The organism is Paenibacillus arenilitoris (genome assembly GCF_014705655.1).
In the GTDB taxonomy this organism is placed as follows: Bacteria; Bacillota; Bacilli; order Paenibacillales; family Paenibacillaceae; genus Pristimantibacillus; species Pristimantibacillus arenilitoris.
This window is the reverse complement of the sequence record NZ_JACXIY010000027.1, coordinates 28,404-51,793: the sequence shown is the minus strand read 5'-3', so window position 1 is coordinate 51,793 and position 23,390 is coordinate 28,404. Positions and strand designations below refer to the sequence as shown.

Here is a 23,390-nt window from a genome sequence, read left to right as displayed (position 1 = left end):
ATCGTGGTAAAATATTCCTTGTTCATGGAAAGCTTAAGAGACTTAACGATATAAGGACGGGAGAGCGGCAAGATGCTTAAATATACGATATGCTTCATTCGGCGCGGAGAGGAAGTGTTAATGCTGAACCGCGAAAGGCCGAGCTGGATGGGCTGCTGGAACGGCATCGGCGGCAAGCTGGAGCCAGGCGAGCAGCCGAGGGCTTCGATGATTCGGGAACTAAGCGAAGAAACGGGCATCGAAGCGTACGAGCTTCATTTTAAAGGAATGGTGACGTGGTCGAGCAGCGAATGGCCGTTCGGCGGGATGTACGCTTATGTGGCGGAAGTGTCGGCCGATATGCCGTATCCGACACCCGTCAAAACCGATGAAGGCATCCTGGATTGGAAAAAAATCGGCTGGATCTTGGACGAGCAAAACGTCGGCGTCGCTTCCAACGTGCCCAAGGTGCTTCTCGCGATGCTGAGGGATCCGTCCTGCTACGACCATCATTGCGTCTATGAGGGAGATCGGTTAGTCAGCTATGCGCCACGCATCGTCCGGCCGGAGCTGGAGTTCGATGACGCGGCCAGAGATGCGTATTTCGCGGCGTATGCCGCGTTGCAGGGGACGCCTAAATGAGTGAGGATGGTGACGGATATGGCCTTATCCGGATTCAAAAGAGCGACCATAGCCGCGTTGATCGGCGTTATCGGCCTCGGATCCGTCTTCGCGGCGAGTCAGCTTCGCAAGGACAGATTTGAAAGATCGTTCGTACTAACGGCAAGCGAGCCGGTTTTTGAAGGAATTGGGCTTATCGGTTGCGCGAGAAGCGGCTTTCGGTTATTTTCATATAAGGAAGGGCCGCTAGGTCTATCGAAACTATACAGAATCGAGGAATCGCGTTGAAGTTCAGACCATGTATCGATCTGCACGACGGGAAAGTGAAGCAAATCGTCGGCGAAACGCTGAATACCGAAATCATCGAAAATTTCGTATCCGAGCAGGATTCCGCTTATTACGCGGAGCTGTTCAAGAAGGACGAGCTGACCGGCGGTCATGTGATCATGCTTGGAGGCGGCAACGAGGAGGCGGCCGTGCGGGCGCTCCGGCAATATCCGGGCGGACTGCAAATCGGAGGAGGCCTAACCGCGGATAATGCCGCGACTTACTTGGAGCACGGCGCGTCGCATATTATCGTCACGTCGTACATCTTCAAGGACGGCCGTCTGAACGAGGATCATCTGGCGAAGATCGTGGCCGAGGTCGGCAAGGACCGACTCGTCATCGATTTGAGCTGCAAGGAGAAGGACGGCAAATGGTTCGTCGTCACGAACCAATGGAAGCAGTTCAGCGACTTCGAGGTGAATCCGGACAATGTCCGCTACCTCGAGCAGTATTGCGTTGAATTTCTCGTGCACGCCGTCGATGTGGAAGGCAAGCAGAGCGGCATCCAGCAGAGCCTGGTCCGCGCGCTCGCCGATTGGGTGTCGATTCCGACGACGTACGCGGGCGGTGCGCGATCGCTGGCCGACATGGAGCAGTTCGACAACCTGTCCGGCGGACGGCTCGATCTGACGATCGGCAGCGCGCTCGATATTTTCGGCGGCAGCCTCTCTTATAAGGAAGTCGTTGCTTACAGCAAGGCCAAGCAAGCTTAAATGCCGTTAGGGGGCGCTGAAGTGAAGGAGTATCGATTCCAAGCCGTTATCCAAAAGCACGAAGGAATGGACGCGGCGTATATTCTGTTTCCTTATAATGTGGAGGAACAATTCGGAACCAGGGGACAGGTAAAAGTCAGAGCCGTATTCGACGGAGCGGCCGAATATCGCGGCTCTCTGGCGAACATGGGCATGGACGCGCACTGCCTGGGCATACCCCGGAAGCTCAGGCAGCAGCTCGGCAAGCAGCCGGGCGACGTCGTTCAAGTCCTGCTATCGGAGGATAACGAGCCACGCGAGGTGACGGTTCCGGAACCGTTCCTGCAGGAGCTGCTGAAGCACGGCGCCTGGGATCGTTATGAAGCGCTGTCCTACTCGAGCCGGAAGAAGCTGGCGGATTCGATCTCCGGCGCGAAGAAGCCGGAGACGATGGCGAAGCGTATGGAGGCCGCCATCCGGTCGCTGACGGAATAGCGGCACCGCGCTTCACCCGCCTCGTCAAGCTTCTTGGGCGGTCAATTCTCGGAGCAGCGTCTCCGCCGCCAGCTCCCAATGACGCTTCATGATCTCCCGCATATAGAGATCGTCCAGCTTCTCCTGATGGAAGGCAACGGTCGTTTTGCCCGCGCCGGACGAGAGCAGATAGATTTGCAATGTCGACGCGTTCTCCCAATCCTTGCGCTGCCACTTCATCCGCAGCTTCTCCGGAGACTTGACGACGCCAAACTTGCCGGAGACGCCTTCCTCCGAGACGAATGCGCTGCCGACGGCAATCGGAAAAGGGGCGATCGTGCCGAGCCAGAGCTTCAGGCCTTCTCCGGAAGTTAAATACCGCCAGATCGTTTCCTTCGAGGCGCGTACGGTCCGGCGCACGCCGATCTGATAGCCGGCATCCGCGGTCAATCCGATGGGCTTGCGGCCGAGCAGCTGCTCGTACATGCCGATGACGATCGGAATCCACGACTCGTCGAGCTCGGCGTCTTCCGATAAGAAGCGCGCAAGCTGATCGTACGTGCAGTCTCTTCCGCCTTGTTCCTCCAGCAGCTTGACCCATGCTTCCCACGTACGACCCGTTTGCTGCTCCAAATCTTTCTTGAATAACGCTCCGGCCATTCCCATCATCTCCTGTGGCAGTTTATTTACGGTAAGAATAGCGGACAAACACTGACAGTTGCAGGCAGTGTTTATTTGTTGTCCCGATATCGCTTGTAGAGGGCGAGCGACAGGTCGGCCAGACAGGCTCTAAGCTCTTGCGGCTCGGCCACATGCAGGCTGCCTCCGTAAGACAGAAGCACGCAAGGCACTTGACCGTACAGCTTCTCTTCGTCGACGGCCAGTTCCAATCGTTGCAGCAGGCCGGCTTCACCTGCCGGCATCTTAAGCAGCCATAGAATAGCCAGCATTTGATCCGCTTTGGACAACTTCGTTCACCTCGTCTTCATCCAGTATAAGGGGGATGGTTGCTGGTGGCAAAGGCAATTGGGGTACCGAATTTTGAATCGGTTGTGGTAAAATATTCCTGATCCCATAAAAAGGCGATATTTGGAACGGAGGAACGACGATACGAGCGAAAAAAACGAAAATAGCCATTATCCTTGTTGCGATTTTGGTCGTCCTCGGTTATTTGGAATTCAAAGGGTATATTTGGCACAACAGCATTTTCGCGATGAATTACAAGGTAAGAGGGTTGGACGTGTCTCATTATCAGGGGGACGTCGATTGGCGGGAAGTGGCGCGGTCGGGCCGTTACCAGTTCGTTTATATGAAAGCGACGGAAGGCCACGACTTCGCCGACGATACGTTCGAGAGCAATTGGAGCGAAGCGAAAGCAAACGGGATGCTCGTCGGCGCTTACCATTTTTTCTCATCGAGAAGTAGCGGAGCGCGGCAAGCGGATCATTTCATCAGCGTCGTGCCGGTCGAGGAAGCGAGCCTGCCGCCGGTCATCGATCTGGAGATCGCGCTCGACCATGACGTCGGGACGATTCAGGGCGAGCTGAAGGCGATGATGGACAAGCTGGAGGACGTCTATGGGAAAAAGCCGATTTTATACGTCACCTATGCGACTTACAACGCTTATACGTCGGACGGGTTCGAAGCGTACGATATTTGGATCCGCGATATCGTCAAATTTCCGACTTTGAAAGCGGACAGGGAATGGACGCTCTGGCAATATTGCAACAGGGGAAGAGTAAAGGGCATCGACGCTTACGTGGACATTAACGTCTTCCATGGCGATCAGGACGCGTTCGAGCGGCGATTCAAACGAACGGCGCCGATAGGCTGATCTGCGGTATAATGGATTATGCGAGAAAGACCATACCGGACAGGAGACTTGACCACATGAGAGAGGATCACTATCAATTGCTCTACCAATTCGTCAAATGGGCCGGCGAGCAGCCGCATATCGAAGGCGTCGCGTTAATCGGCTCCTGCGCGGATGACGAGAGCGAAGAAGACTCGCCGCTCAGCTTCCTTATCGTATCGGACCGAACGAACAAAACGGCGGAAGCGATCGTTCGCCGATTCCCGTTCGAACCTGCGCGGCTGGCAACGAAGGAGGAGGCGGGACCGCTCACCTCGATTCGCATCGAATACGCCGGCGGGCTTGAGGCAGACTACGGCATCGTGGATGCTGCAAGGCCTCTGGAGCCGCTCCATGAAGCGATAGCGGACGCCGCACTCAAAGGGTTTAAGGTATTGTGGGAAAACGAGGAGCTGTTCGGTCCGATTGCCCGGTTCGTCGCCAGGTCATAAGGCTTACATATGGGAGGAATCAATATAACGATGGCTAACCATTACGACGTCTACTATAAGGACAACGAGTTTATGAACCGGATCCGCGAGATCGGACTATCCTTCCCCGGCGCGGAAGAAAAGCCCGACGAACTCGGACATATTACGTTCAAGGTGAAGGACAAAACGTTCGTACGCGTCGGAGAAAGAGAAGGCGTCTACAGCGCGAGCCTGAGAACGAGCAAGGAAACGCAGTCTTTCGTGCTTAGCGACCAGTCTGCCCCCTACTACAGGACGCCTTACGTCGGCCAGCACGGCTGGATATCCGTCGCCTCGGACGCCGACATCGATTGGGAGCACGTAAAGCAATTGGCCGAAGAAGCCTATCTTCGGACGGCGCCCAAAAAAAAGAAAGCCTAACTGACCGATGAATGCCAGTTAGGCCAGGCGTATGCCCTTCAGACCGGGAGCCGGACGGTGAACGTCGTGCCATGACGGACGACGCTTTCCGCCTCGATCGTTCCGTTGTGCGCGCGGACGAATTCCTTCGCGATCGCAAGGCCAAGCCCCATGCCGCCGCTGCTTCTGGCGCGCGCCTCGTCCGTCCGGTAAAACCGGTTGAACAAATAAGGGAGCTGCTCGGCCGGAATGCCGATTCCGGTATCCTTGATCCGAACTTGAAGAAGCTTCCCGGCTCTGCCCGGATCGGTTAAGGCCGCGACGTCGATATCGATGGCGCCGCCGCTCGGCGTATAGCGCAGGGCGTTGACTAACAGGTTGAGAAAAACTTGCGTCAACCGGTTCGGATCCGCGACGATCAGAGGAACTTCGTCCTCGGCGGAGAGCCGGACGGCAATTTGTTTGTCTTCGGCATCCGGGCCGATCCGCTCTACGACGCGCCGAAGCAGCTCGGGGACGGAGGTCGGCGCGAGCGTCAGCGGCAGCTTCCTCGCCTCGGCAAGCGACAATTGGTGCAAATCGTCGACGAGCCGGGTTAAGCGGATGAGCTCGTCCTGCAGCGGGAGCAGCGTCTCGGGCTCGACCGGCTGCCCGCTCTGCTGCGCCAGGTCCAGCTTGCCCCGAATAATCGTAAGCGGCGTCCGGAGCTCGTGCGCGACGTCCGCCACCAAATTTTTGCGAACCTCCTCGGTGCGATGCAGCTCTTTGGACATTTGATTGAAAGCAACGGTAATTTTGCCGTACTCGTCCTTGCCCTCGACGGGCGCCTGTAGGCCGAGCTCTCCCTTGCCGAGACGGTCGAGGAACGGGATCAAGCGGCGGATTGGCGCCGTCAACCGGCGAGAGAGCCAGAACGCGACGAGAAGCGAAACGATCGTAAACAAGATGGCGGCCATGACGAGAACGACGGTAACCGAATTTTTCACGGCATAGCGAAGCTGGGATAAGTAGCCGATGTCGGGATCGTAATAATAGAGCCAGCCAACCGTGTTTCCGCCAGATTCGATGAAGGTTCGGGCTCCGAATCGTTTGACCAAAGCCTCCTTCTCGCCGCCGGCCCGGTACAGCAATTGCTTCCCGTCCGACAGCAGGATGAAGCTGGCTTCGCGATGGTGCTTCCATGCGCTGTCCGGCACTTCCAGCGAATCGACGCCCTCCCACGATTGTCCGTTTGTTTCGTAATATTGCAGCAGCCGTTCGGTTAATTCGCCTACGTCCTGCTGCGACATCTCGCCAATCATGACCTCCAGTATGTCTCTCAGAACGAGCTGCGTCATAAAGGCGAATACGAAGCACATTGCGACGATAAAGGAGGCCATCGCCAGAAACAGCTTGCGGCTGACGCTCATTCCAGTATGCCTGGATTATAGATCGATCTTGGCATTTGTACACCCGCCTTTGCTATGCGCATTCCATAATTGAATCCCATTATACACGGAATGGAAGCGGCAACGGAATTTTTCAACGAAATAGAACCCTTTCTTCATAGGTTCGCAACATTTCGATGCATGGGAAGGAGAGTTGGCTGGACGATGATACGGATCAGGACTTTTGAAGCGGACGATCTTGCCGCGGTCGCCGGGTTGATGCGCGATCTTGGATATCCTTCGCCGATCGAACGTCTTAGAAGCAGAATGGACGTGATCGAACGAATGCCGGACTATTTCACTTTTGTCGCGGTGTACGAGGAACGGGTTGCCGGTATGATTGGCATTCGTCGGTTGTTCTCCTACGAAGACGACGGATGCGTCACGCAAATTTCGTTATTGGTGACGAAGAAGGAGCTGGAGGGAAGGGGCATCGGATCGGCGCTTGTTCGATATGCGGAACAATGGGCGCTCGAACAAGGCTCGCATGTTCTTTATTTAACGAGCGGAATGAGGCCGGAGCGGCAGCGCGCGCATGCGTTCTACCGGTCTGCCGGATTCGAAGCGACGGGCTGCCGATTCGTTAAAAAAATAGGGGAGGGGAAAGGTCTTGAACAACGTGAAAGCGATTATATTTGACCTGGATAATACGCTGCTTGACAGGACGAATACGTTCAAAGCTTTCGCAGAGGGGTTCGTCGCCCGTTACTTCTGCCATTCGAATTCGCAAGATGAGATCGTTCGGCTTATCATCGAGCTTGACGAAGACGGCTATAAGGATAGGCGGATTTTATTTCGCGAATTGCTGGAACGTCTGCCGTGGCTGGATAAGCCGGAGCATGACGAGCTTATGGGGAGCTATAGCACAGCATATATTACGAAATCGGTGCTGATGGAGCAAGCGTTAAACGTTATCCGCCGAGCGCGAGCGAAATATAAGACGGCGCTTATCACGAACGGTCGGAATGAGATTCAGTACGGGAAGATCGACAGGCTCGGCATCCGTGATGAATTCGACTTCATTCTCGTTTCGGAGGAAGCGGGCTGCAAGAAGCCGGACAGGCGCATCTTCGAAACGGCATTGAACAAGCTGCGTCTGCGACCCGAACAATGCATCTATGTCGGAGACCATCCTGTTAACGATATCGAAGGGGCGTTGAACGCCGGAATGGGCGCGATTTGGATCAGAGCAAATCAGCCTTGGCCCGATGGGTTGACGGCGAGGCCGCTGTATGCGTTCGACCGGATAAGCGAAATGATGGATCTACTGGGGGAGGAATAATCAATGCTCACGTATCAGAACGAGCCGCAGCTGGCGGCGGCGGAACTGTCGGGGCTATTCGAAAGCTCGGGCATCAAACGGCCGTTTCAGGATTTGGAGAGACTGCAGAAAATGATCGACAACGCCGATCTCGTCATCACCGCGCGGGATGGCAAGCGATTGGTCGGAATCGCCCGCTCGGTGACCGATTTCTCCTACTGCTGCTATCTATCCGATCTTGCGGTAGATCGCGCTTATCAGCGGCAGGGCATCGGCGAACAGCTGGTGATGCGAGTCAGGGAAGCGATTGGACCCGAGGTGTCGCTCGTGCTGCTATCGGCACCGTCCGCGGTGGACTATTATCCGCGCCTCGGGTTCGCCCGCAGCGACAAATGCTTCTTCATTCCGAGAGAACGCTGAGCACGCGCTTCACGGGCTGTGTGCCCAAAAATTAATCGGTTGACAATGAAAATGATAATTGTTATCATTTAAAAGACTTTGAAAGCGGACGTTCTTTCCCTTTCAAACCGAATTGATACGTCCTACGAGGGGGAACCGGATTTGTATTCACGGAAAGGCAAGAAGTATGCATGGGTTTTGACGAGTTTAATGTCCTTATCGCTCATTCTGGCGGCATGCGGAGGCGGCAACGAGAACGCGCCGGCGAATAACGCGGCAAATAACGGGGCGGCCAACGCATCGGCATCGAATGAGCCGGCCGCGGCGGAGACGCCGAAGGAGCGCATGATGACCGACGCGCTTGGCAATGAAGTGACCATTCCCGCGAATCCGGAACGCGTTATCGCGTCATATCTGGAGGATCATCTGGTCGCGCTCGGCATCAAACCGGCCGCGCAATGGTCCGTAGCGAACGGGATTCAACAATATTTGCAGAACGAATTGAAGGATGTGCCGACGATTCCTTACGATCTTCCGTTCGAAGCCGTCACAAGCTTTAACCCGGATCTCATTATCATTGGCAGCAATGCCGCGGTCGAAGGCGACAAATATGCGCAATACGCGAAGATCGCGCCTACATACGTGCTCGGCGACGAAGTGAACGCCGACTGGCGGCAAGCGCTGCTGAAGGTCGGCGAAGTGTTCGGCAAGAGCGAGGAGGCGCAGAAGGCGCTCGACGACTATGAGGCGAAAGCGACGGAAGCGAAAGAGAAGCTGCAGGGTATTGCGGCCGGACAGACCGTTGCCGCGATCTGGCTCGTACAGGATTCTTTCTTCGTCGTAAGCGAAAAGCTGTCGAGCGGCGCCGTGCTCTATCACGACCTTGGTTTCGAAGTGCCTGAAGTCGTAAAGGAAATTTCAGCGACAGGCACCGGCAACTGGAACGCGATTTCGCTGGAAAAACTGGCGGAACTCGACGCCGATCATCTGTTCTTGGTGAACAGCGACAAGGACTCGGGGTCCAAAGCGCTGAACGATCCGATCTGGCAGTCGATTCCGGCCGTCAAGAACGGCAACCTGTACGAATATACAAGAGACGCGAGCTGGCTGTACTCCGGCGCGATCGCGAACTCGCAAATCATCGACGACGTATTGGAAAGCATCGTGAAGTAATCACGATACGAAATAAAGGCGATGTCTACCGAAGCTTTGCTTCGGCGGGCATCGCTTTTATTGCGTATGTGAAGAAACGACGAGGCTGGCCTACCTCGCTGCCTCTTCCGGTTATGCCCAATCCCATGTATAATCATGGAAGTAAATTCGAATGGGAAGCGAGTGAACATTTAAGATGAAGATGACACGGTCCGTGCCGATCCTGCGCATATTCGACGTGGACAAAGCAAAAGAGTTTTATTGCGGCTTTCTCGAGTTCGCCATCGACTGGGAGCACCGTTACGAGCCCGAGCTTCCGCTTTACATGCAAATCTCGAACGGTGACTGCGTCATTCATCTGTCCGAGCATCACGGCGATTGCAGCCCGGGCTCGGCGGTCCGGATCGAAATATCCGATGCGAAAGCTTGGCAGGAGCGTCTGATTGCAAAGGCGTATTCCTTCGCAAGGCCCGGTTTCGACGAGGAATGGAATCAAGTGAGCGTCATGGATCCGTTCGGCAACCGGCTGCATTTTTATACCGCAAAGGATTAGGAACGGAGGAGCTACGATGGAGCGAGAAACCGTATTGCGCGCAGCCAGGGAGACGGCCGTCGCGGCAGCGTACGAAGCGGGAAGGCTGGCGAGGGAAAGGTTCGGCACGCTTGACCGCTACGAGGAGAAGGACGATCACGGCGATATCGTGACGGAGGTCGATCATTTGGCCGAAGCGATTATTTTGCAAAAGATAGGGCGCGTATTCCCGGACCACCGGATCCGATCCGAGGAATTCGGGGAGAACGATCGGCGAAGCGATTGGTTATGGCTGGTCGATCCGCTCGACGGTACGAACAATTTTGCCGTCGGCATGCCGCTGTTCGGCATTTCGATAACGCTGCTCCACAAACAAATGCCGGTGATGGCCGTAATCTACGAACCGATGACGGACCGGCTGTATGCCGCCGGCGCCGACGAAGGAACGACATGCAACGCGAAGCCGGTGCGAATGGACCGCGGGCAAATCAAACCTTTAGCAAAAGCTAGGGTCGGCTGGATTCAAGGGCATGCCGTTCAGAACGAGCCTAGGGCAGTGACGCTGCGCCATTACATCGACGTGAATACGAAGCGGATGATGCGCCTTTGGGCGCCGACCCTGCAATGGTGCATGCTCGCAAGGGGCGATCTGGACGGGATCATTGTCTACAATTCCGAAGGAGAGGATCTGTACTCCGGGCTTCTGATCGCGAAGGAGGCCGGCGCAGCCGTTTTCGATTACGAAGGCCATCCATTTGCCGGAACGAGCCCGCAGCCTTATTTGATTGCGTGCCACCCGTTGCATAAACCGTATTTTATGCAGATGGTCCAATCAGGGCTGGGCGGCTTAACGGATACGAATGCGGGAGAGCGGTGAGCGAATGGTCGTAATAAAAGTTTAACGAGCCGTACCTCTTCGTCGATGAAATGCAAAATGGCGCATTCAAGAGCTTGAAGCATACTCATTCGTTCAAGCGGAATGGGGATGCTACCATCATGGAAGATATTTTGCAATTCGAAGCGCCGTTTGGCTGGTTGGGCTGGATCGTCGAACGATTGATTCTCATGCCTTATATGAGAAGATTTTTGACTCATCGAAACGAGAACCTGAAACGTTTGGCTGAACATTCATAGGGATTATACAGGCGGCCGTGGATGTACTTGCCGTAATCGAGCAAAATAAGGCAGTCGAGATTCGCGTAAGTTCCGGCTGCCCGGTAAGGAGTTGACAACATGACGGAAGCGCTCATCGGCAGCTTTATTTCGGCAATGGCAACCGTTCTCGGCGCGGTTCCTCTGCTCTTCGTCAAAAGTCTGTCCGAGAAATGGAAGGACGTGCTGATCGCGTTCACCGCCGGCATCATGGTGTCGGCGTCCACGTTCGGCTTGCTGCCGCAAGCGCTCAAAGAATCGGGATTGGTTCCGCTTACGGTCGGGCTATTGATCGGCGTGATCCTGCTGGACCTGCTTGAGAAGAACATTCCCCATATCGATATCGAGCAGAAGAGGGGGATCAGTTCCTTCGACTCGAAGTCGCTGCTCGTTATCTTCGCGCTATTCATTCACAACATCCCGGAAGGGCTAAGCACGGGCTTCAGTTACGCCAGCGCGAACAGCGGCCTCGGGCCGATGGTGGCGATCGCGATCGGGGCGCAGAATATGCCGGAGGGGCTGGTACTTGCCGTCTTCCTCATCCACTCCAAAGTGAGCAAGCTGAAGCTGCTCCTGATCGTCGCGTTGACGGGATTGATGGAGGTCGTCTCCGCTATCGTCGGTTATTTTGCGGCTAGCTATATCGAGGCGCTGATCGGTTACGGACTTGCGTTCGCATCGGGGGCGATGCTGTTCATCGTATATAAAGAGCTGATCCCGGAGACGCACGGCCACGGTTACGAACGATCGGCGACCTATTCGTTTATTATCGGGTTATTGGTCATGATCTATATCAGTCATTTCTTCGGCTGACCTTCGTGCAGCCGGTGCCGCCTATAAGAGAGGAACGATGACATGGAGAAACGATATTCCCGCGAGTCCAGATGCTACAAGACGTCGAGGGTTTTTCCGCCGGACGTCAACAATCATAACACGCTGTTCGGCGGCAAGCTGATGGCTTACATCGACGACATCGCGTCGATTGCCGCGACGAAGCATTGCAGGCGGCCGGTCGTCACGGCTTCGACGGACTCGGTCGACTTTCTTCATCCGATCCGCCCTTCGGATTCGGTAAGCCTGGAGTCGTTCGTAACCTGGACGGGCCGGACCTCGGTCGAGGTGTTCGTCAAAGTCATCAAAGAGGATTTGCTCAGCGGCGAGAGAACGGTTGCCGCAACCTCCTTCTTGACTTTCGTCGCGCTGGACGAGAACCGCAAGCCGATTCCGGTGCCGGACGTCATTCCCGAATCCGAGGAAGAGCTGAAGCTGTTTGAAACGGCTCCCGGGCGCGCGGAGATGCGCAAGCGGAGAAGAGACGAAAGCAAGAGGTTCGCCGGGTTTTTATCGGTTAATCAGCCATGGGACTAAGCCGCTAATAAAAAACGGAGTGCAGGGGCCAAGTCGGCGCGCACTCCGTTTTTTATATTAGCAGTCGTTGCGGTTCGTCTTGTCCGGCTTCTTCGGGACATGCCCCGAGTTGTCGGACATCTTGTCTCCGAACTGGTCCAGCCGCGACGGACTTGCCGCAGGCCCGTCATTATCCGGCTTGTTGTTCCTTCCGGTCATGATTATCACCTCCAACGGTCATAGCTTGAGCATGGAGTAAAGTTTTCATTCGGCGTGCAAAATAACGATGAAATGGAAATTTTACGAATGAGAGGTGCTGAACCATTGCGCATAGACGGCAAATATCTCTTGGTTGCGGTTATCCTTACGCTATGCGTCGGCTGTACCGGCCATCCTGCGGCGCCAAAGGAAAATGACCTGCTCCGCATGCAAGCCGGAAACGGGAAAAGCTCCAAAAAGGTCATCTTCATACTGGTCGACTCGCTCATGCATCGATCGATCGACCTCGGCATTAAGCAGAAGAAGCTGCCGACCTTTCAATACTTGATCGATCACGGCCAATATTACAACGATCTCGTCAGCTCGTTCCCGACGATGTCCGTCACGATCGACAGCACCTTGCTTACGGGGACGCATCCCGACGAGCATCGGATTCCGGGACTTATATGGTTATCCTCCAAAGAAGGCAAGATGATCAACTACGGCACGGGTCCGGCAGAAATCATGAAGCAGGGGGTCGGCCCGGTGCTTCGCGACGCGCTGTTCCATTTGAACGAAAACCATCTGTCTCCCGGCGTCGAAACAATCTTCGAGCGGCTGCATCGCGCGGGGATAACGAGCGGATCGATCAACGGGCTAATCTACAGGGGGAAAGTTCCGCATGCGCTGTCGTTTCCCCGCTGGATCGCCGGAGCGGCTTCCTTGCCCGCCGAGCATCGGGTGAAGGGGCCCGATTTTCTGGCATTCGGCGCTTTCTCGAATCCGTTTGAGGGGAGAACGAACTTAACCGACCGGTTGACGAAGCGGTTCGGCTTCAATAACGATTACGCGGTGGAGGCTGTGACGGAGCTGATTCGATCGGACAAGCTGCCCGATTTCCTATTCGTCTATATGCCGGATATGGACCGGACGATTCATCGGAGGGGGCCCTCCGACCTTGAAGGCGTCCAAAGCGTCGACCGACAGCTGGGCGCGCTGCTGCAAGCTTTCGGCTCGAAGGAAAAAGCGCTCGAGAAATCGGTCATCGTCGTTGCCGGAGACAGCGGCATGAGCCAGTTATTGCCGGCCGCCGAGCAACCGGTCGTCGATCTGACGGCGATTCTGGACGAATACTCGGTTCTGGCGCCGGGGCAACCGGCGGGAGCGGGCGCGGAGATCGCCCTTGCGGTGAACGAGACGATGGCTTATGTGTATAAGCTGAGCGCCGGGGACTCGCTGCGCGATATTGCGGGCCGTTTGAACGAGGAGGCGCGAATCGATTTTACCGCATGGAAGGAAGACGGCTGGATTCAGGTCATGCAGGCCGGCGCCGACGGCCGAAGCTTCAGATACCATCCCGGCGGGGGATACAAAGACCGTTACGGACAAAAGTGGACGGTGGAAGGGGATGCGGCGGCATTGGATGTTCGTCTGAACGAGCGGGAGCCTAGCCTCGCTTACGGCAATTATCCGGATGCGCTTCGCAGGCTGTTCGGCGCCCTCCATTCGCATGAAGGCGAATATCTGGTCGTCGCCGCGAAGGAAGGCTATGAGCTGTCCGGCCAATCTTCCCCGACGCACAAGGGCGGCGGAGGGCATGGCGCGATGAACCGAACGGAGTCGCTCGTGCCTCTTCTTATCGGCGGGACGAAGGAGAAGCCTTCGTCCATGAGGATCGTCGATTTGAAAGATTACGTCTTAAAGCTGCTCTTGCCTTGAATCAAGGGGATGGCCGAATAGCGGACATTTCCAATGATGATCATTTATTTTTATATAGCTGATACAAATGTTAGTGTTTTGTTTATTGAATCGACCTGTTATGCTGATGGAAAGTGTTATAACAGGGAGGAATTGGCAATGAAGCAGGCAAGCGTTAGCGGATTGGAAGGCGTCGTGGCGGCCGAAACGAAGATCGGCTTGGTAGACGGGGAAATCGGGCAGCTGGTCTATCGGGGGCATTACGCGAGGCGCCTTGCCGTATCTCGCAGCTTCGAAGAAACGGCTTATTTGCTCTGGTACGGAGCGCTGCCTGGGAAAGAGCAATTAACGGCGTTCAAAGCCCGGCTGGCGAAGCATCGGAAGTTAACGCCGGAGCTGAGACGGTTGATGGATGCCATCCCGGAAGAGACGCCGCCGATGAGCGCCGCGATGTCGGTCGTTGCGGCGCTGCAAGGCTCGGAAGGCATGACGGCATGGCCGCCAAGCGCGGAACAGGCCGAACGGCTGACCGCGGTGCTGCCGGTCATCGTCGCTTATCGGCACCACCTGCAGAACGGCACCGAATATCCGGAACAAGCGGCGGAGACGGATCATGTCGCCCATTATTTGCATCTGCTCTTCGGGCGTCCCGCATGGGCGCCCCATGTCCGCGCGATGAACGCGTACATGGTGCTCGCGATGGAGCACGGTCTGAACGCGTCCACGTTCGCGGCGCGCGTCGTCGCTTCGACCGGGTCGGATATTCATTCGGCGGTCGGCGCGGCCATCGGCGCCATGAAAGGGCCGCTGCACGGCGGCGCTCCGTCGGGCGTCATCAAGCTGCTCGAGGAGATCGGATCGAAGGACAACGCGGAGCCGTATATGCGGTCGCTGCTGGAGCGGGGCGAGCGGCTGATGGGCTTCGGGCATCGGATCTACAAGACGAGCGACCCTCGTGCCGAGGCGCTGCGCGAAGTGACGGCCGGACTGGCGAAGGACGATCCGTGGCTTGATCTGGCGCAGCACGCGGAACGAGAGGCCATTCGGCTGCTGGAGGAATATAAGCCCGGACGCAAGCTGTTTACGAACGTCGAATTTTATGCGGCGGCGGTCATGCGCGCCGTCCGAATGCCGCCGGTCCTGTTCACCCCGACCTTTACCGCCGCAAGGGTAGTCGGATGGACCGCGCACGTGCTCGAGCAATCGCAACACAACCGTATTTTTCGTCCGCAATCCGTCTACATCGGGCCCGCGCCGAGCGGCGATTAAGCTCAATAAGGAATGATCCATCCACGATTTGGGAATCGTAATCGGATACGATCCCGGAAGGAGGATGGAGAGGCATGCAAGAAGAACCGAAAATTACCGTCATTCAAGCCGCCGCCGTCATCATCAGCACGATTATCGGCGTCGGCGTGCTCCCTCTCCCTCTGTTCGCGGTTCGTGCGGCGGATTCCGGAGCTCCTCTCGTTACATTGCTCGGAACGATCGTCGCCGCCGTTGGCTTGTTTATTATGACGAGACTCGGCATGCGGTTTCCGGACAAAACGATTATCCAGTACGGCGAAGATCTGATCGGCAAATGGCTTGGGCGGCTCGGCACCGTGATCCTTTTTATCTTTTTTGCCGTCTTGACGTCGCTCACGGCACGCGAATTCGGGGAAGTCGTCGTGACGTCGGTTTTGCAGAAAACGCCCGTGGAAGTAACGGTCATTATTATGCTGCTGCTCGCCGCCGTATCTTCAAGATGCTCGATATATACGTTCGTCTACCTGCATCACTTTTACTTTCCGGCGCTGATCGTACCCGTGCTCCTGATCGCCGCGCTTTCCTTTAAAAATTCGGAAGTGATCAATTTGCAGCCGATTTGGGGCAATGAGCCCCATAATATTCTGTCCGGCGTCATGACGGTCGCCGCTCTATTCCAAGGAAGCTTTATTCTGACGCTTGTCATACCGGCCATGAAAAACCCGCAAAAAACGATGAAGGCAAGCGCGTGGGCCATGGTCATAGCCGGAGGTCTGTATGTCATCATCGTGATCGCGGCGGTCAGCGTATTCGGGGCGGAAGAGGTCAAAAATCTGCTGTGGCCGACGCTCGAGCTCGCCAAAGCTACGTCGCTGCCGGCCAATATATTGGAACGGCTCGACGCTGCCTTTCTTGCCGTATGGGTTACGGCCGTATTTACGACGCTGCTCTCCAGCTATTATTTGACGATTCATACGGTCAAGCATCTGCTCAGGGCAGACGATCACAAAATGTTCGCTTTCTTCTGCCTTCCATTCGTCTTTGTCATGGCGATGTTGTCCAAAAATATTGTTCAGCTGTACGACACGATTGAGCTATTCGGCCGGATCGGCCTGATCGTGACGATCGGCTATCCTGCATTGCTGCTTGCGGTTTCCCTCATCCGGGGCAAGAAGGAGACGCGGCGACGGGATGTTCCCAAGGAATAGGACGGCTAATGGACAATACAAGCCCCTGTCTGCGTTCGGCAGCCGCGAATTCGCGGCTTTTTTTTGTTAGGCGTGAGTCGGGCAGACGAATTGGAAGGCATGACATTGGAAGACATGCCTAATTGACATCCGGCAGAAGGCAAGGTATGATGGGTTTGTGATTTAGTAATTTAGTAAATTAGTAATTTAGTAAACGAAAAGTGGGGATCGCGATGAAAATTCCAACGACGTTAAAGCATAAGCCGGTCATCGTATCGGACAATTACGAGCAGGTTGACGGCCGTTACGCCCGCAATACGGACGCGAAAGGGCTGTCCTTGGGCCTGGCACAGTGGAACGACCGGGGCAAAATCGATATTTCCGCCAAGGTATGGCGTCATACGGGGGAGAAATGGTCCCGCCAATCGGAGGAGCTTCCGATGCACCGCGTGCTCGATCTTGCGATCTTGATCTGCCGAAGCAGCTTATATTTCCAGGACGCTTACCGGTTTCCGAAGCTGTACGACCCCGAGAACGGTTCGATCGACCGCATCGGGTTGCAGGGCGATGCCATGAACGTAGCCGTCTGCGACGAGAATCCGAAGATCGACGAAGATATCAGGCTGTTCGCCCAGGCGTTAAGCGACGACGGCGAGATGATCGGCGAACGGCTGCGAGCGTTGTCGCGCCTGTTGAAGGAAATGGGATACTAAGGAAGCTGGGGATGGGTGAGGCAAGATGAGTATCGATGACCGTTACCGGTTGTCTCCGGGGAGAAGGCTGACCGACGAGGAAAGGGCTTCAATCTGGAAGAGGCCGGACTCGCATCGAATCGGCGAGGAGGAAAGGCGCATCGTCGAGGAAGTCAAACGAAGCTGGAATCGCGGAGAAATGAAAATCGCCAACCTTCTGCTCGAAGGCGACGCCGGATCGGGCAAAACGCAGCTGGCCAAGGCATTGTCGGCCCATTTCGGGCTGCCTTATACGAAAGTAACCTGCTTTGCCGATATGGACAAAACGGATATTGTCGGCGCCATCCTGCCGGTGCTGTCGCCGGAGAGGCTGGAGAAGCTGGACGCTTCCGATCGCGTTGCATTGAAGGCTTTGTACGAAAGCGAAGGCTTCCGCAGCGCAACCGGCCTGCTGATGGAGGCGCTGGAGCTAACGGAGGAAGATGCCGGTTTAAAGATGAAGCGGCTGCTCAGGCTGGCCGCGGAACAAACGGCGAACGAAACGGTGGAATACCGCTTCTACCCTTCCGAGATCGTGAGGGCGTATCGGCACGGCTATTTGCTTGAAATCCAGGAGCCGACCGTTATACGGGATGCGGCCGTGCTCATGGCGCTCAACTCGGCTTTAGAGCAGGACGGCAGCATCAACCTTCCGACGGAAGTCGTTCGCAGGCACCCCGACTTCATCGCGGTATTAACGACCAACCGGAGCTACGCCGGATCGAGGCCTCTCAACGAAGCGCTGCGCGACAGGATGCAGCATACGGAGAAGATGGACCTGCCGGCCAAAGCGGTCATGATCGAGCGAGCCGCCGCGAAGACCGGCTACCGCGACCTCAAGATGCTGGACTTGCTGGCGGAAACCGTCATTTTATTGGACCGGACGGCCAGAGCCCATGCCATAAAAGGAGTTGCAGGCATGCGCTCGTTCCTCTATTGGACGGATGCGGTGGCCGAGGGGGCGTCCGTAAAGCAATCGCTGTATCATAAAGTCATCTATAAAATGACGACGGACGACGAAGAAGTTCGCCGCCTGGAGGAAGCTTTGGAACGACGCGGCCTCGCGGCAGCGTTTGAAGAAGCGGATCTCGCGGTAAAAAAAAACGAAATGACGAGTCCTTAGAAATCCGGACATGGGGGAATATCGACGACGCCTTGTTCGAGGCTGACCGCAAGGCGGAGGAAGACGGGATCGCGCTAGCGAAATCGGCCGACAGCGACGACAGTACTTCGAAAAACGCGGGCGATTCCTCCGGCAAGCGGAGCTCGGACCTGGGGGAGGACGGTTCGCCAATCTACCACCCCGCCGATTCGAACCCGTTGGACGAAGATGCGGAACGAGCGAAACGGGATTTTCGAAAAAAGCTGAACCGGGACGCAAGGGAAGCCGTCGCGGCTTCCATTCACCGAGGCGTGAGGCTCATCGTCCACCGGCCGGACTATACGCCGGAAGACGAGCGTGAGTATGATCGCTTGAGACGGGAATTGCAAGCTGTCGTGCGTGAAATCACCGATAAGGCGCTCCCGCTGCTGGAGCACGAGATTTCGGCTGAATTCGCAAGAAAGAAGCAATACGGGGGCAGATTTGCTGCCGATAGCGTTGCGAACCTGGATTTCAGGCACTTTGCCAAAAAACGGCCGCCGACGGAGGCGCCGTCGCTCGCGGTCGCCCTCCGGGTCGACGAGTCGGCGTCGATGGCCGCTCACGGCCGGCTTGCGGCGGCGAAGCGCGCCGTCGCCGCCGTCTATGATTTTTGCCGGCGCTGCGGCATTCCGATCATGATCTACGGCGATACCGCGGATGCGTCCAGGCTTGAGCAAATGTCCGTGTATGCGTATGCCGACCTCGATCGGCCGGATGATACCGACCGATACAGGCTGATGAAGCTGCAGGCCAGAAGCAACAACCGCGACGGAATGGCCATCCGAATCTTGGGGGAACGGTTAGCGGCCGCCCCGCAGCAGACGAAGCTTCTGATCAGCATTAGCGACGGCCAGCCGAAAGCGATGGACGATTACGCAGGCGAGCCGGCGATTCGGGACATGCGGCAGACGATCGCCGAATTCGAACGGAAAGGCGTCAAATGCCTGGCGGCCGCGATCGGCCAGGACAAGGAAGTGATTTGCCGGATTTACGGCAACGAGCGGTATTTGGACATGTCGGATTTGAAGGCGTTCCGGGCGGAGCTCGTCCGGCTTATCGCGCGCTTTCTATAACGGTGTCCGATGGAAGAGAAGGAAGGGAGAGGAACATGGACAAGAGCAAGCGCAAGGAATTGCAGGAAGCGTACAAGCAATTGAAAACCTATATGGGCGTCATCCAAATTACGAATATGGCCAGCGGCAAAATGTATTTGGACGTCTTTCCGAATTTGAAGAACAAATGGCTGACGCTGCAGATGCAGCTGGACATGGGCAGGTTCGCGAACGCGGAGCTGCAGAAGGATTGGACGGAGCTGGGGAAGGAAGCGTTCGCCTACGAAGTGCTGGAGCGGAAGGAAGGGGACGAGGTGACCGACATGCGCTGGGAAATGAAGCAAATGGAAAAAGCTTGGCTAGCGAAGCTGCAGCCATACGGCGATAAAGGATACAATAAGCCGCCTAAGGAATGACGGCATGCCGCGAATTAGCCGCTCTCTGACCGGCAGCCCGGTTCTCGTCCGATCGACGGGAACTGGGCTTATTGTCGATTCGAGGTATAATGGATCATAGAACGGAACGGTTCATAAGGGGGGGCTTCATCTTGACCTTGCAGCAATTAAAATACGTTATCGAGGTGGCGACCCGAGGCTCGATCAACGAGGCGGCCAAGCGGCTGTTCATTTCGCAGCCGAGCCTGTCGAACGCGATTAAGGATTTGGAGAACGAGCTCCAGCTGGCGATATTCGAACGATCGAACAAGGGCATTTCCTTATCCAAGGAGGGGGTGGAGTTTTTAAGCTACGCGAGACAGGTGGTCGAACAGGCGGAGCTGCTGGAGAGCCGGTATTTGAACGCCAAGCCGTCGCCTCAGCACTTTTCGGTGTCGACCCAGCATTACGCGTTCGCGGTCAACGCATTCGTCAGTCTGGTCAACGAGCATGGCCAGGACGAATACGAGCTGATGCTGCGCGAGACGAAAACCTATGAAATTATCGAGGACGTCAAAAGCTTGCGAAGCGAAATCGGCATCCTGTACGTGAACGAGTTCAACGGGAAGGTGATCAACAAGCTGCTCAAGTCCGCGAATTTGCAGTTCAACAGCTTGTTTACGGCGAAGCCGCATATTTTCATCAGCGTCAAAAATCCGCTCGCCAAGCAATCGATCGTGACCATTGACGATTTGCAGGATTATCCTTATTTGTCCTTCGACCAAGGCGAATACAATTCGTTTCACTTCTCGGAGGAAATTCTGAGCACGCTGTCGCATAAAAAAAGCATCCGCGTCAACGATCGGGCGACGCTCTTCAACCTATTGATCGGACTTAACGGCTATACGATATCGACCGGCGTGCTGAGCGCCGATCTGAACGGCAACGAGATCATCCCCGTTCCGCTGGACTGCGAGGAGACGATCAACGTCGGCTGGATTTCCCATAAGAACAGCACTTTATCGAAGCTCGGCGCGGCCTATATCGAATCGCTGGAGCGCGCCATCGCCCGGTAGTATCTCCGGTATAGCCGCAGGCTATGACTGGATATAGTTTAATTCAGTTACACTATATCCAGAAATCCATGCTATCTTTCTTGTAACAATTCGTATAGGAGTGTTGCAGGATGGTTAAAAGCAGTGTGCTAGGTTACCCGCGCATCGGCGCGGACCGCGAATGGAAGAAGGCGCTCGAGGCGTTCTGGTCGGGCAAGCTCGAGGAGGACGCGTTCCACGAACGCTTGCGCGGGATCCGGCTCGATCATTTGCGCAAACAGCGGGAGAAGGGAATCGGGATCATTCCGGTCAACGATTTCAGTTATTACGACCACGTGCTGGACACGGCGGCGATGTTCGGCATTATTCCGAAGCGGTTCGCCTACGAGGACGGCCCGGTTCCGCTGTCGGTGTATTACGGGGTCGCGCGCGGGACAAAGGACGCCGCGGCAAGCGAGATGACCAAGTGGTTCAACACGAACTATCACTATATCGTGCCCGAGCTCGACGGCGCCGCGCCTGCGGTTACCGAGAACAAGCCGCTTGCGGCGTATCGGGAAGCGAAGGAGGCGCTCGGCATCGAAGGCAAGCCGGTTATCGTAGGGCCGCTTACCTTCCTCAAGCTGTCCAAAGGATATCGTCCGGCGGAGACCGATGCGTGGCTGGACCGCCTTCTGCCGCTCTACGTGCAGATTCTGAAGGAGCTGGAATCGGAAGGCGTGCAGTGGGTGCAATTCGACGAGCCGATCCTCGTGACGAAACTGGGCGAAGACGACGTTCGGCGGCTCCAAACCGTCTACGCGACGTTCGCCGACGCCGCTCCAAATGTTAACCTCATGCTGCAAACGTACTTCGAATCGATCGGCAACTACGAGGACGTCGTAGGGCTGCCGGTCCAAGGGATCGGGCTCGATTTCGTACACGGCTTATCCGGAAACCTGGCGTCGGTCAAGAAATTCGGCTTCCCTGAGGATAAGGCGCTCGGTGCAGGCGTTATCGACGGCCGCGGCATTTGGAAAGCATCGCTTGGCGACAAGCTGGCGCTGCTTGACGAATTGAACGAGCTCGTACCGGCCGAGCGGCTCATCGTGCAATCGTCGTGCAGTCTTCTTCATGTGCCGGTCACGGCGAAGAACGAAAGCAAGCTCCAAGCCGAGCTGAAGGACGCGCTCGCTTTCGCGGACGAGAAGCTTGACGAACTGGTGCTGCTCGCGAAAGCCGCCGCTTCGGGCAAATCGGCCATCCAAGCGGAGCTTGCGGCATGCGAGCGGGCGCTTCAAGCGCTTAAGCAATCGGACGATCGCAATCGCGCGAACGTGCAGCTTGCCGTCGCCGAGGTAAGCGCGAAGGATGCCGTCCGCAGCAAGCCTTTTGCCGAGCGTTACGTTGCGCAGCAGAACAAATGGAACTTGCCGATCTTTCCGACGACGACGATCGGCAGCTTCCCGCAGTCGGCGGACGTTCGCAAAGCCCGTCAGCTGTGGCGCAAGGGAGAATGGAGCATTGATCGGTATGCCGGCTTCATCCGGGATCAAATCGATACTTGGATCAACCTGCAGGAGGAGATCGGTATCGATGTGCTCGTGCACGGCGAATTCGAGCGGACGGACATGGTCGAATTTTTCGGCGAGAAGCTAGCGGGCTTTGCCTTTACGCAGTACGGATGGGTACAGTCGTACGGTTCCCGCTGCGTGAAGCCGCCGATCATTTACGGGGACGTCGCGTTCGAGGGAGCGATGACCGTCGAGGAAACGAAGTATGCCCAGTCGAAGACCGGCAAGCCGGTCAAAGGGATGCTGACCGGTCCGATTACGATCATGAACTGGTCGTTCGTCCGCGACGACATTCCGCGCGAGCAAATCGCTTATCAGCTGGCCTATGCGCTCCGGCAGGAGGTCGAGGCGCTCGAGGCTGCAGGCATCGGCATGATTCAGGTCGACGAGCCGGCGGTTCGCGAAGGACTGCCCCTCAAGGAGGAGGAGCAAGCGGCGTATCTGGCCTGGGCGGTCAAAGCGTTCCGCTTGACCACGTGCACGGTGCAGGACGCGACGCAAATTCATACGCATATGTGCTATTGCGAATTCCATGACATGATCGATTCGATCGAAGCGATGGACGCGGACGTCATCTCGATCGAGACGTCCCGGAGCCACGGCGAGCTGATTCACAGCTTCGAGGAGAATACGTACAAGCTGGGCATCGGCCTCGGCGTCTACGACATTCACAGCCCGCGCGTGCCGGGGGTCGAAGAGATGACGGGCATGATCGACCGCGCCCTGCGCGTGCTGGATCCGAAGCTGTTCTGGATCAACCCGGACTGCGGCTTGAAGACGCGCGGCGCCGAGGAGACGGTCGCCTCGCTTCGCAACATGGTCGAAGCGACGCGGATCGCCCGCGCGAAGCATGCGGCGGAGGCGTAATCGCCTCTGAATCGAGGCTTGCAAAGTCTAACCGGACTTTGCAAGCCTTTTTTTGTCAGGTCGGACGGACCTGAGCGCTCTTATTTCGATGAAACGGACACTTTTTTAATTGTAACGGACGACAGAAACGCTATTGGTACGAAATAACCGATTTATCGCCTCAAATAGGGGAATAAGGTCGCTCAGGTCCGTTACATTTCTCAAAAGCGCAATCCCGGTCGAATAACGGCAACGGTGT

At 56.2% G+C, this 23,390-nt stretch carries 28 protein-coding genes; 24 read left to right on the top strand and 4 right to left on the bottom strand.

The annotated features are described in order from the left end of the window. The first annotated feature begins 72 nt into the window (after positions 1-72). The 3 genes from IDH41_RS21365 (at position 73) to IDH41_RS21355 (ending at position 2,114) form a co-directional block, all read left to right on the top strand. Positions 73-621 carry an NUDIX hydrolase gene (locus tag IDH41_RS21365; protein ID WP_190864651.1) on the top strand — a complete coding sequence of 183 codons (549 nt, stop codon included), beginning with the start codon at positions 73-75 and terminating at the stop codon, positions 619-621. Between the two features lie 263 nt (positions 622-884). Further along, positions 885-1,640, top strand: coding sequence for a phosphoribosylformimino-5-aminoimidazole carboxamide ribotide isomerase (hisA, locus tag IDH41_RS21360; protein ID WP_190864649.1), 756 nt, complete (start codon positions 885-887; stop codon positions 1,638-1,640). Between the two features lie 21 nt (positions 1,641-1,661). Next, a complete protein-coding gene (locus IDH41_RS21355) occupies positions 1,662-2,114 on the top strand; it encodes a YdeI/OmpD-associated family protein (protein ID WP_190864647.1) in 453 nt (150 codons plus the stop codon). Between the two features lie 24 nt (positions 2,115-2,138). On the opposite strand, the gene IDH41_RS21350 is transcribed toward IDH41_RS21355, so the two are convergent. Next, positions 2,139-2,753, bottom strand: coding sequence for an SRPBCC family protein (locus IDH41_RS21350; RefSeq protein ID WP_223829929.1), 615 nt, complete (start codon positions 2,751-2,753; stop codon positions 2,139-2,141). Between the two features lie 71 nt (positions 2,754-2,824). Beyond that, complete coding sequence (locus IDH41_RS21345) at positions 2,825-3,061, bottom strand: hypothetical protein (protein WP_190864645.1); 237 nt, start codon at positions 3,059-3,061, stop codon at positions 2,825-2,827. Positions 3,062-3,333: 272 nt separating this feature from the next. On the opposite strand from IDH41_RS21345, the gene IDH41_RS21340 reads away from it, so the two are divergent. From IDH41_RS21340 to IDH41_RS21330, 3 genes are read left to right on the top strand one after another with little or no spacing between them, the layout of a single operon-like run. Then, entirely contained in the window at positions 3,334-3,927 is a 594-nt protein-coding gene (locus IDH41_RS21340) for a GH25 family lysozyme (RefSeq protein WP_317890790.1), read from the top strand. A 56-nt stretch (positions 3,928-3,983) separates the two neighbouring features. After that, complete coding sequence (locus tag IDH41_RS21335; protein WP_190864641.1) at positions 3,984-4,397, top strand: hypothetical protein; 414 nt, start codon at positions 3,984-3,986, stop codon at positions 4,395-4,397. Between the two features lie 30 nt (positions 4,398-4,427). After that, positions 4,428-4,796: an MmcQ/YjbR family DNA-binding protein gene (locus IDH41_RS21330; protein WP_190864639.1), complete on the top strand. Its 369-nt coding sequence runs from the start codon at positions 4,428-4,430 to the stop codon at positions 4,794-4,796. Between the two features lie 38 nt (positions 4,797-4,834). Here the strand turns inward: IDH41_RS21330 and IDH41_RS21325 are convergent, their stop codons facing one another. Continuing rightward, positions 4,835-6,184, bottom strand: coding sequence for a sensor histidine kinase (locus IDH41_RS21325; protein ID WP_190864637.1), 1,350 nt, complete (start codon positions 6,182-6,184; stop codon positions 4,835-4,837). Between the two features lie 183 nt (positions 6,185-6,367). Between IDH41_RS21325 and IDH41_RS21320 the strand changes: the two genes are divergently transcribed. The 9 genes from IDH41_RS21320 to IDH41_RS21280 all read left to right on the top strand — a co-directional run bounded on the left by IDH41_RS21320 (position 6,368) and on the right by IDH41_RS21280 (position 12,066). Beyond that, positions 6,368-6,841 (top strand): GNAT family N-acetyltransferase, encoded by a 474-nt coding sequence (locus tag IDH41_RS21320; protein WP_223829928.1) that lies wholly within the window; start codon positions 6,368-6,370, stop codon positions 6,839-6,841. Then, positions 6,822-7,484, top strand: coding sequence for an HAD family hydrolase (locus IDH41_RS21315; RefSeq protein ID WP_317890793.1), 663 nt, complete (start codon positions 6,822-6,824; stop codon positions 7,482-7,484). The genes IDH41_RS21320 and IDH41_RS21315 overlap by 20 nt, the downstream gene beginning before the upstream one ends. 3 nt (positions 7,485-7,487) lie before the next feature. Further along, entirely contained in the window at positions 7,488-7,883 is a 396-nt protein-coding gene (locus tag IDH41_RS21310; RefSeq protein ID WP_190864630.1) for a GNAT family N-acetyltransferase, read from the top strand. Between the two features lie 141 nt (positions 7,884-8,024). Further along, a complete protein-coding gene (locus IDH41_RS21305) occupies positions 8,025-9,035 on the top strand; it encodes an iron-hydroxamate ABC transporter substrate-binding protein (RefSeq protein WP_397328363.1) in 1,011 nt (336 codons plus the stop codon). Between the two features lie 175 nt (positions 9,036-9,210). Beyond that, positions 9,211-9,567 (top strand): glyoxalase superfamily protein, encoded by a 357-nt coding sequence (locus IDH41_RS21300; protein ID WP_190864627.1) that lies wholly within the window; start codon positions 9,211-9,213, stop codon positions 9,565-9,567. A 16-nt stretch (positions 9,568-9,583) separates the two neighbouring features. Next, complete coding sequence (locus tag IDH41_RS21295) at positions 9,584-10,423, top strand: inositol monophosphatase family protein (protein WP_190864625.1); 840 nt, start codon at positions 9,584-9,586, stop codon at positions 10,421-10,423. A gap of 119 nt (positions 10,424-10,542) precedes the next feature. Next, positions 10,543-10,680, top strand: coding sequence for an SRPBCC family protein (locus tag IDH41_RS21290; RefSeq protein WP_190864623.1), 138 nt, complete (start codon positions 10,543-10,545; stop codon positions 10,678-10,680). 99 nt (positions 10,681-10,779) lie between these two features. Continuing rightward, a complete protein-coding gene (locus tag IDH41_RS21285) occupies positions 10,780-11,511 on the top strand; it encodes a ZIP family metal transporter (protein ID WP_190864621.1) in 732 nt (243 codons plus the stop codon). A gap of 42 nt (positions 11,512-11,553) precedes the next feature. Continuing rightward, positions 11,554-12,066: an acyl-CoA thioesterase gene (locus tag IDH41_RS21280; protein WP_190864619.1), complete on the top strand. Its 513-nt coding sequence runs from the start codon at positions 11,554-11,556 to the stop codon at positions 12,064-12,066. 57 nt (positions 12,067-12,123) lie between these two features. Here the strand turns inward: IDH41_RS21280 and IDH41_RS21275 are convergent, their stop codons facing one another. Continuing rightward, on the bottom strand, positions 12,124-12,264 hold the full coding sequence (locus IDH41_RS21275) for a hypothetical protein (protein WP_190864617.1): 141 nt from the start codon (positions 12,262-12,264) through the stop codon (positions 12,124-12,126). A gap of 87 nt (positions 12,265-12,351) precedes the next feature. Here IDH41_RS21275 and IDH41_RS21270 point away from each other — a divergent pair, with 87 nt between their 5' ends. From IDH41_RS21270 to metE, 9 genes are all read left to right on the top strand, one after another. Further along, positions 12,352-13,962 (top strand): alkaline phosphatase family protein, encoded by a 1,611-nt coding sequence (locus IDH41_RS21270; RefSeq protein WP_190864615.1) that lies wholly within the window; start codon positions 12,352-12,354, stop codon positions 13,960-13,962. A 138-nt stretch (positions 13,963-14,100) separates the two neighbouring features. Continuing rightward, the gene (locus tag IDH41_RS21265; protein ID WP_190864613.1) at positions 14,101-15,210 is read left to right on the top strand and encodes a citrate/2-methylcitrate synthase; all 1,110 of its coding nucleotides are present in this window, start codon (positions 14,101-14,103) and stop codon (positions 15,208-15,210) included. A 74-nt stretch (positions 15,211-15,284) separates the two neighbouring features. Then, complete coding sequence (locus IDH41_RS21260) at positions 15,285-16,397, top strand: GerAB/ArcD/ProY family transporter (RefSeq protein WP_190864611.1); 1,113 nt, start codon at positions 15,285-15,287, stop codon at positions 16,395-16,397. A gap of 212 nt (positions 16,398-16,609) precedes the next feature. Next, positions 16,610-17,089 (top strand): DUF6530 family protein, encoded by a 480-nt coding sequence (locus IDH41_RS21255; protein WP_190864609.1) that lies wholly within the window; start codon positions 16,610-16,612, stop codon positions 17,087-17,089. A 25-nt stretch (positions 17,090-17,114) separates the two neighbouring features. Continuing rightward, entirely contained in the window at positions 17,115-18,230 is a 1,116-nt protein-coding gene (locus IDH41_RS21250; RefSeq protein WP_190864607.1) for an AAA family ATPase, read from the top strand. Positions 18,231-18,262: 32 nt separating this feature from the next. Next, entirely contained in the window at positions 18,263-19,324 is a 1,062-nt protein-coding gene (locus IDH41_RS21245; RefSeq protein ID WP_190864605.1) for a vWA domain-containing protein, read from the top strand. Between the two features lie 35 nt (positions 19,325-19,359). Beyond that, positions 19,360-19,719: a GIY-YIG nuclease family protein gene (locus IDH41_RS21240; protein ID WP_190864603.1), complete on the top strand. Its 360-nt coding sequence runs from the start codon at positions 19,360-19,362 to the stop codon at positions 19,717-19,719. Between the two features lie 131 nt (positions 19,720-19,850). Beyond that, positions 19,851-20,753, top strand: coding sequence for a LysR family transcriptional regulator (locus IDH41_RS21235; protein WP_190864601.1), 903 nt, complete (start codon positions 19,851-19,853; stop codon positions 20,751-20,753). A 110-nt stretch (positions 20,754-20,863) separates the two neighbouring features. Further along, positions 20,864-23,152, top strand: coding sequence for a 5-methyltetrahydropteroyltriglutamate--homocysteine S-methyltransferase (gene metE, locus IDH41_RS21230; protein WP_190864599.1), 2,289 nt, complete (start codon positions 20,864-20,866; stop codon positions 23,150-23,152). The last annotated feature ends 238 nt before the right edge of the window (positions 23,153-23,390 follow it).

Coding starts and splice junctions, on each gene's coding strand:
- IDH41_RS21335 (WP_190864641.1), top strand. CDS start 3,984: ATGAGAGAGGATCACTATCAATTGCTCTACCAATTCGTCAAATGGGCC.
- IDH41_RS21290 (WP_190864623.1), top strand. CDS start 10,543: ATGGAAGATATTTTGCAATTCGAAGCGCCGTTTGGCTGGTTGGGCTGG.
- IDH41_RS21275 (WP_190864617.1), bottom strand. CDS start 12,264: ATGACCGGAAGGAACAACAAGCCGGATAATGACGGGCCTGCGGCAAGT.
- IDH41_RS21300 (WP_190864627.1), top strand. CDS start 9,211: ATGAAGATGACACGGTCCGTGCCGATCCTGCGCATATTCGACGTGGAC.
- IDH41_RS21250 (WP_190864607.1), top strand. CDS start 17,115: ATGAGTATCGATGACCGTTACCGGTTGTCTCCGGGGAGAAGGCTGACC.
- IDH41_RS21260 (WP_190864611.1), top strand. CDS start 15,285: ATGCAAGAAGAACCGAAAATTACCGTCATTCAAGCCGCCGCCGTCATC.
- IDH41_RS21350 (WP_223829929.1), bottom strand. CDS start 2,753: ATGGCCGGAGCGTTATTCAAGAAAGATTTGGAGCAGCAAACGGGTCGT.
- IDH41_RS21240 (WP_190864603.1), top strand. CDS start 19,360: ATGGACAAGAGCAAGCGCAAGGAATTGCAGGAAGCGTACAAGCAATTG.
- metE (WP_190864599.1), top strand. CDS start 20,864: ATGGTTAAAAGCAGTGTGCTAGGTTACCCGCGCATCGGCGCGGACCGC.
- IDH41_RS21265 (WP_190864613.1), top strand. CDS start 14,101: ATGAAGCAGGCAAGCGTTAGCGGATTGGAAGGCGTCGTGGCGGCCGAA.
- IDH41_RS21285 (WP_190864621.1), top strand. CDS start 10,780: ATGACGGAAGCGCTCATCGGCAGCTTTATTTCGGCAATGGCAACCGTT.
- IDH41_RS21295 (WP_190864625.1), top strand. CDS start 9,584: ATGGAGCGAGAAACCGTATTGCGCGCAGCCAGGGAGACGGCCGTCGCG.
- IDH41_RS21310 (WP_190864630.1), top strand. CDS start 7,488: ATGCTCACGTATCAGAACGAGCCGCAGCTGGCGGCGGCGGAACTGTCG.
- IDH41_RS21255 (WP_190864609.1), top strand. CDS start 16,610: ATGAAAATTCCAACGACGTTAAAGCATAAGCCGGTCATCGTATCGGAC.
- IDH41_RS21330 (WP_190864639.1), top strand. CDS start 4,428: ATGGCTAACCATTACGACGTCTACTATAAGGACAACGAGTTTATGAAC.
- IDH41_RS21325 (WP_190864637.1), bottom strand. CDS start 6,184: ATGAGCGTCAGCCGCAAGCTGTTTCTGGCGATGGCCTCCTTTATCGTC.
- IDH41_RS21280 (WP_190864619.1), top strand. CDS start 11,554: ATGGAGAAACGATATTCCCGCGAGTCCAGATGCTACAAGACGTCGAGG.
- IDH41_RS21365 (WP_190864651.1), top strand. CDS start 73: ATGCTTAAATATACGATATGCTTCATTCGGCGCGGAGAGGAAGTGTTA.
- IDH41_RS21320 (WP_223829928.1), top strand. CDS start 6,368: ATGATACGGATCAGGACTTTTGAAGCGGACGATCTTGCCGCGGTCGCC.
- IDH41_RS21270 (WP_190864615.1), top strand. CDS start 12,352: ATGAGAGGTGCTGAACCATTGCGCATAGACGGCAAATATCTCTTGGTT.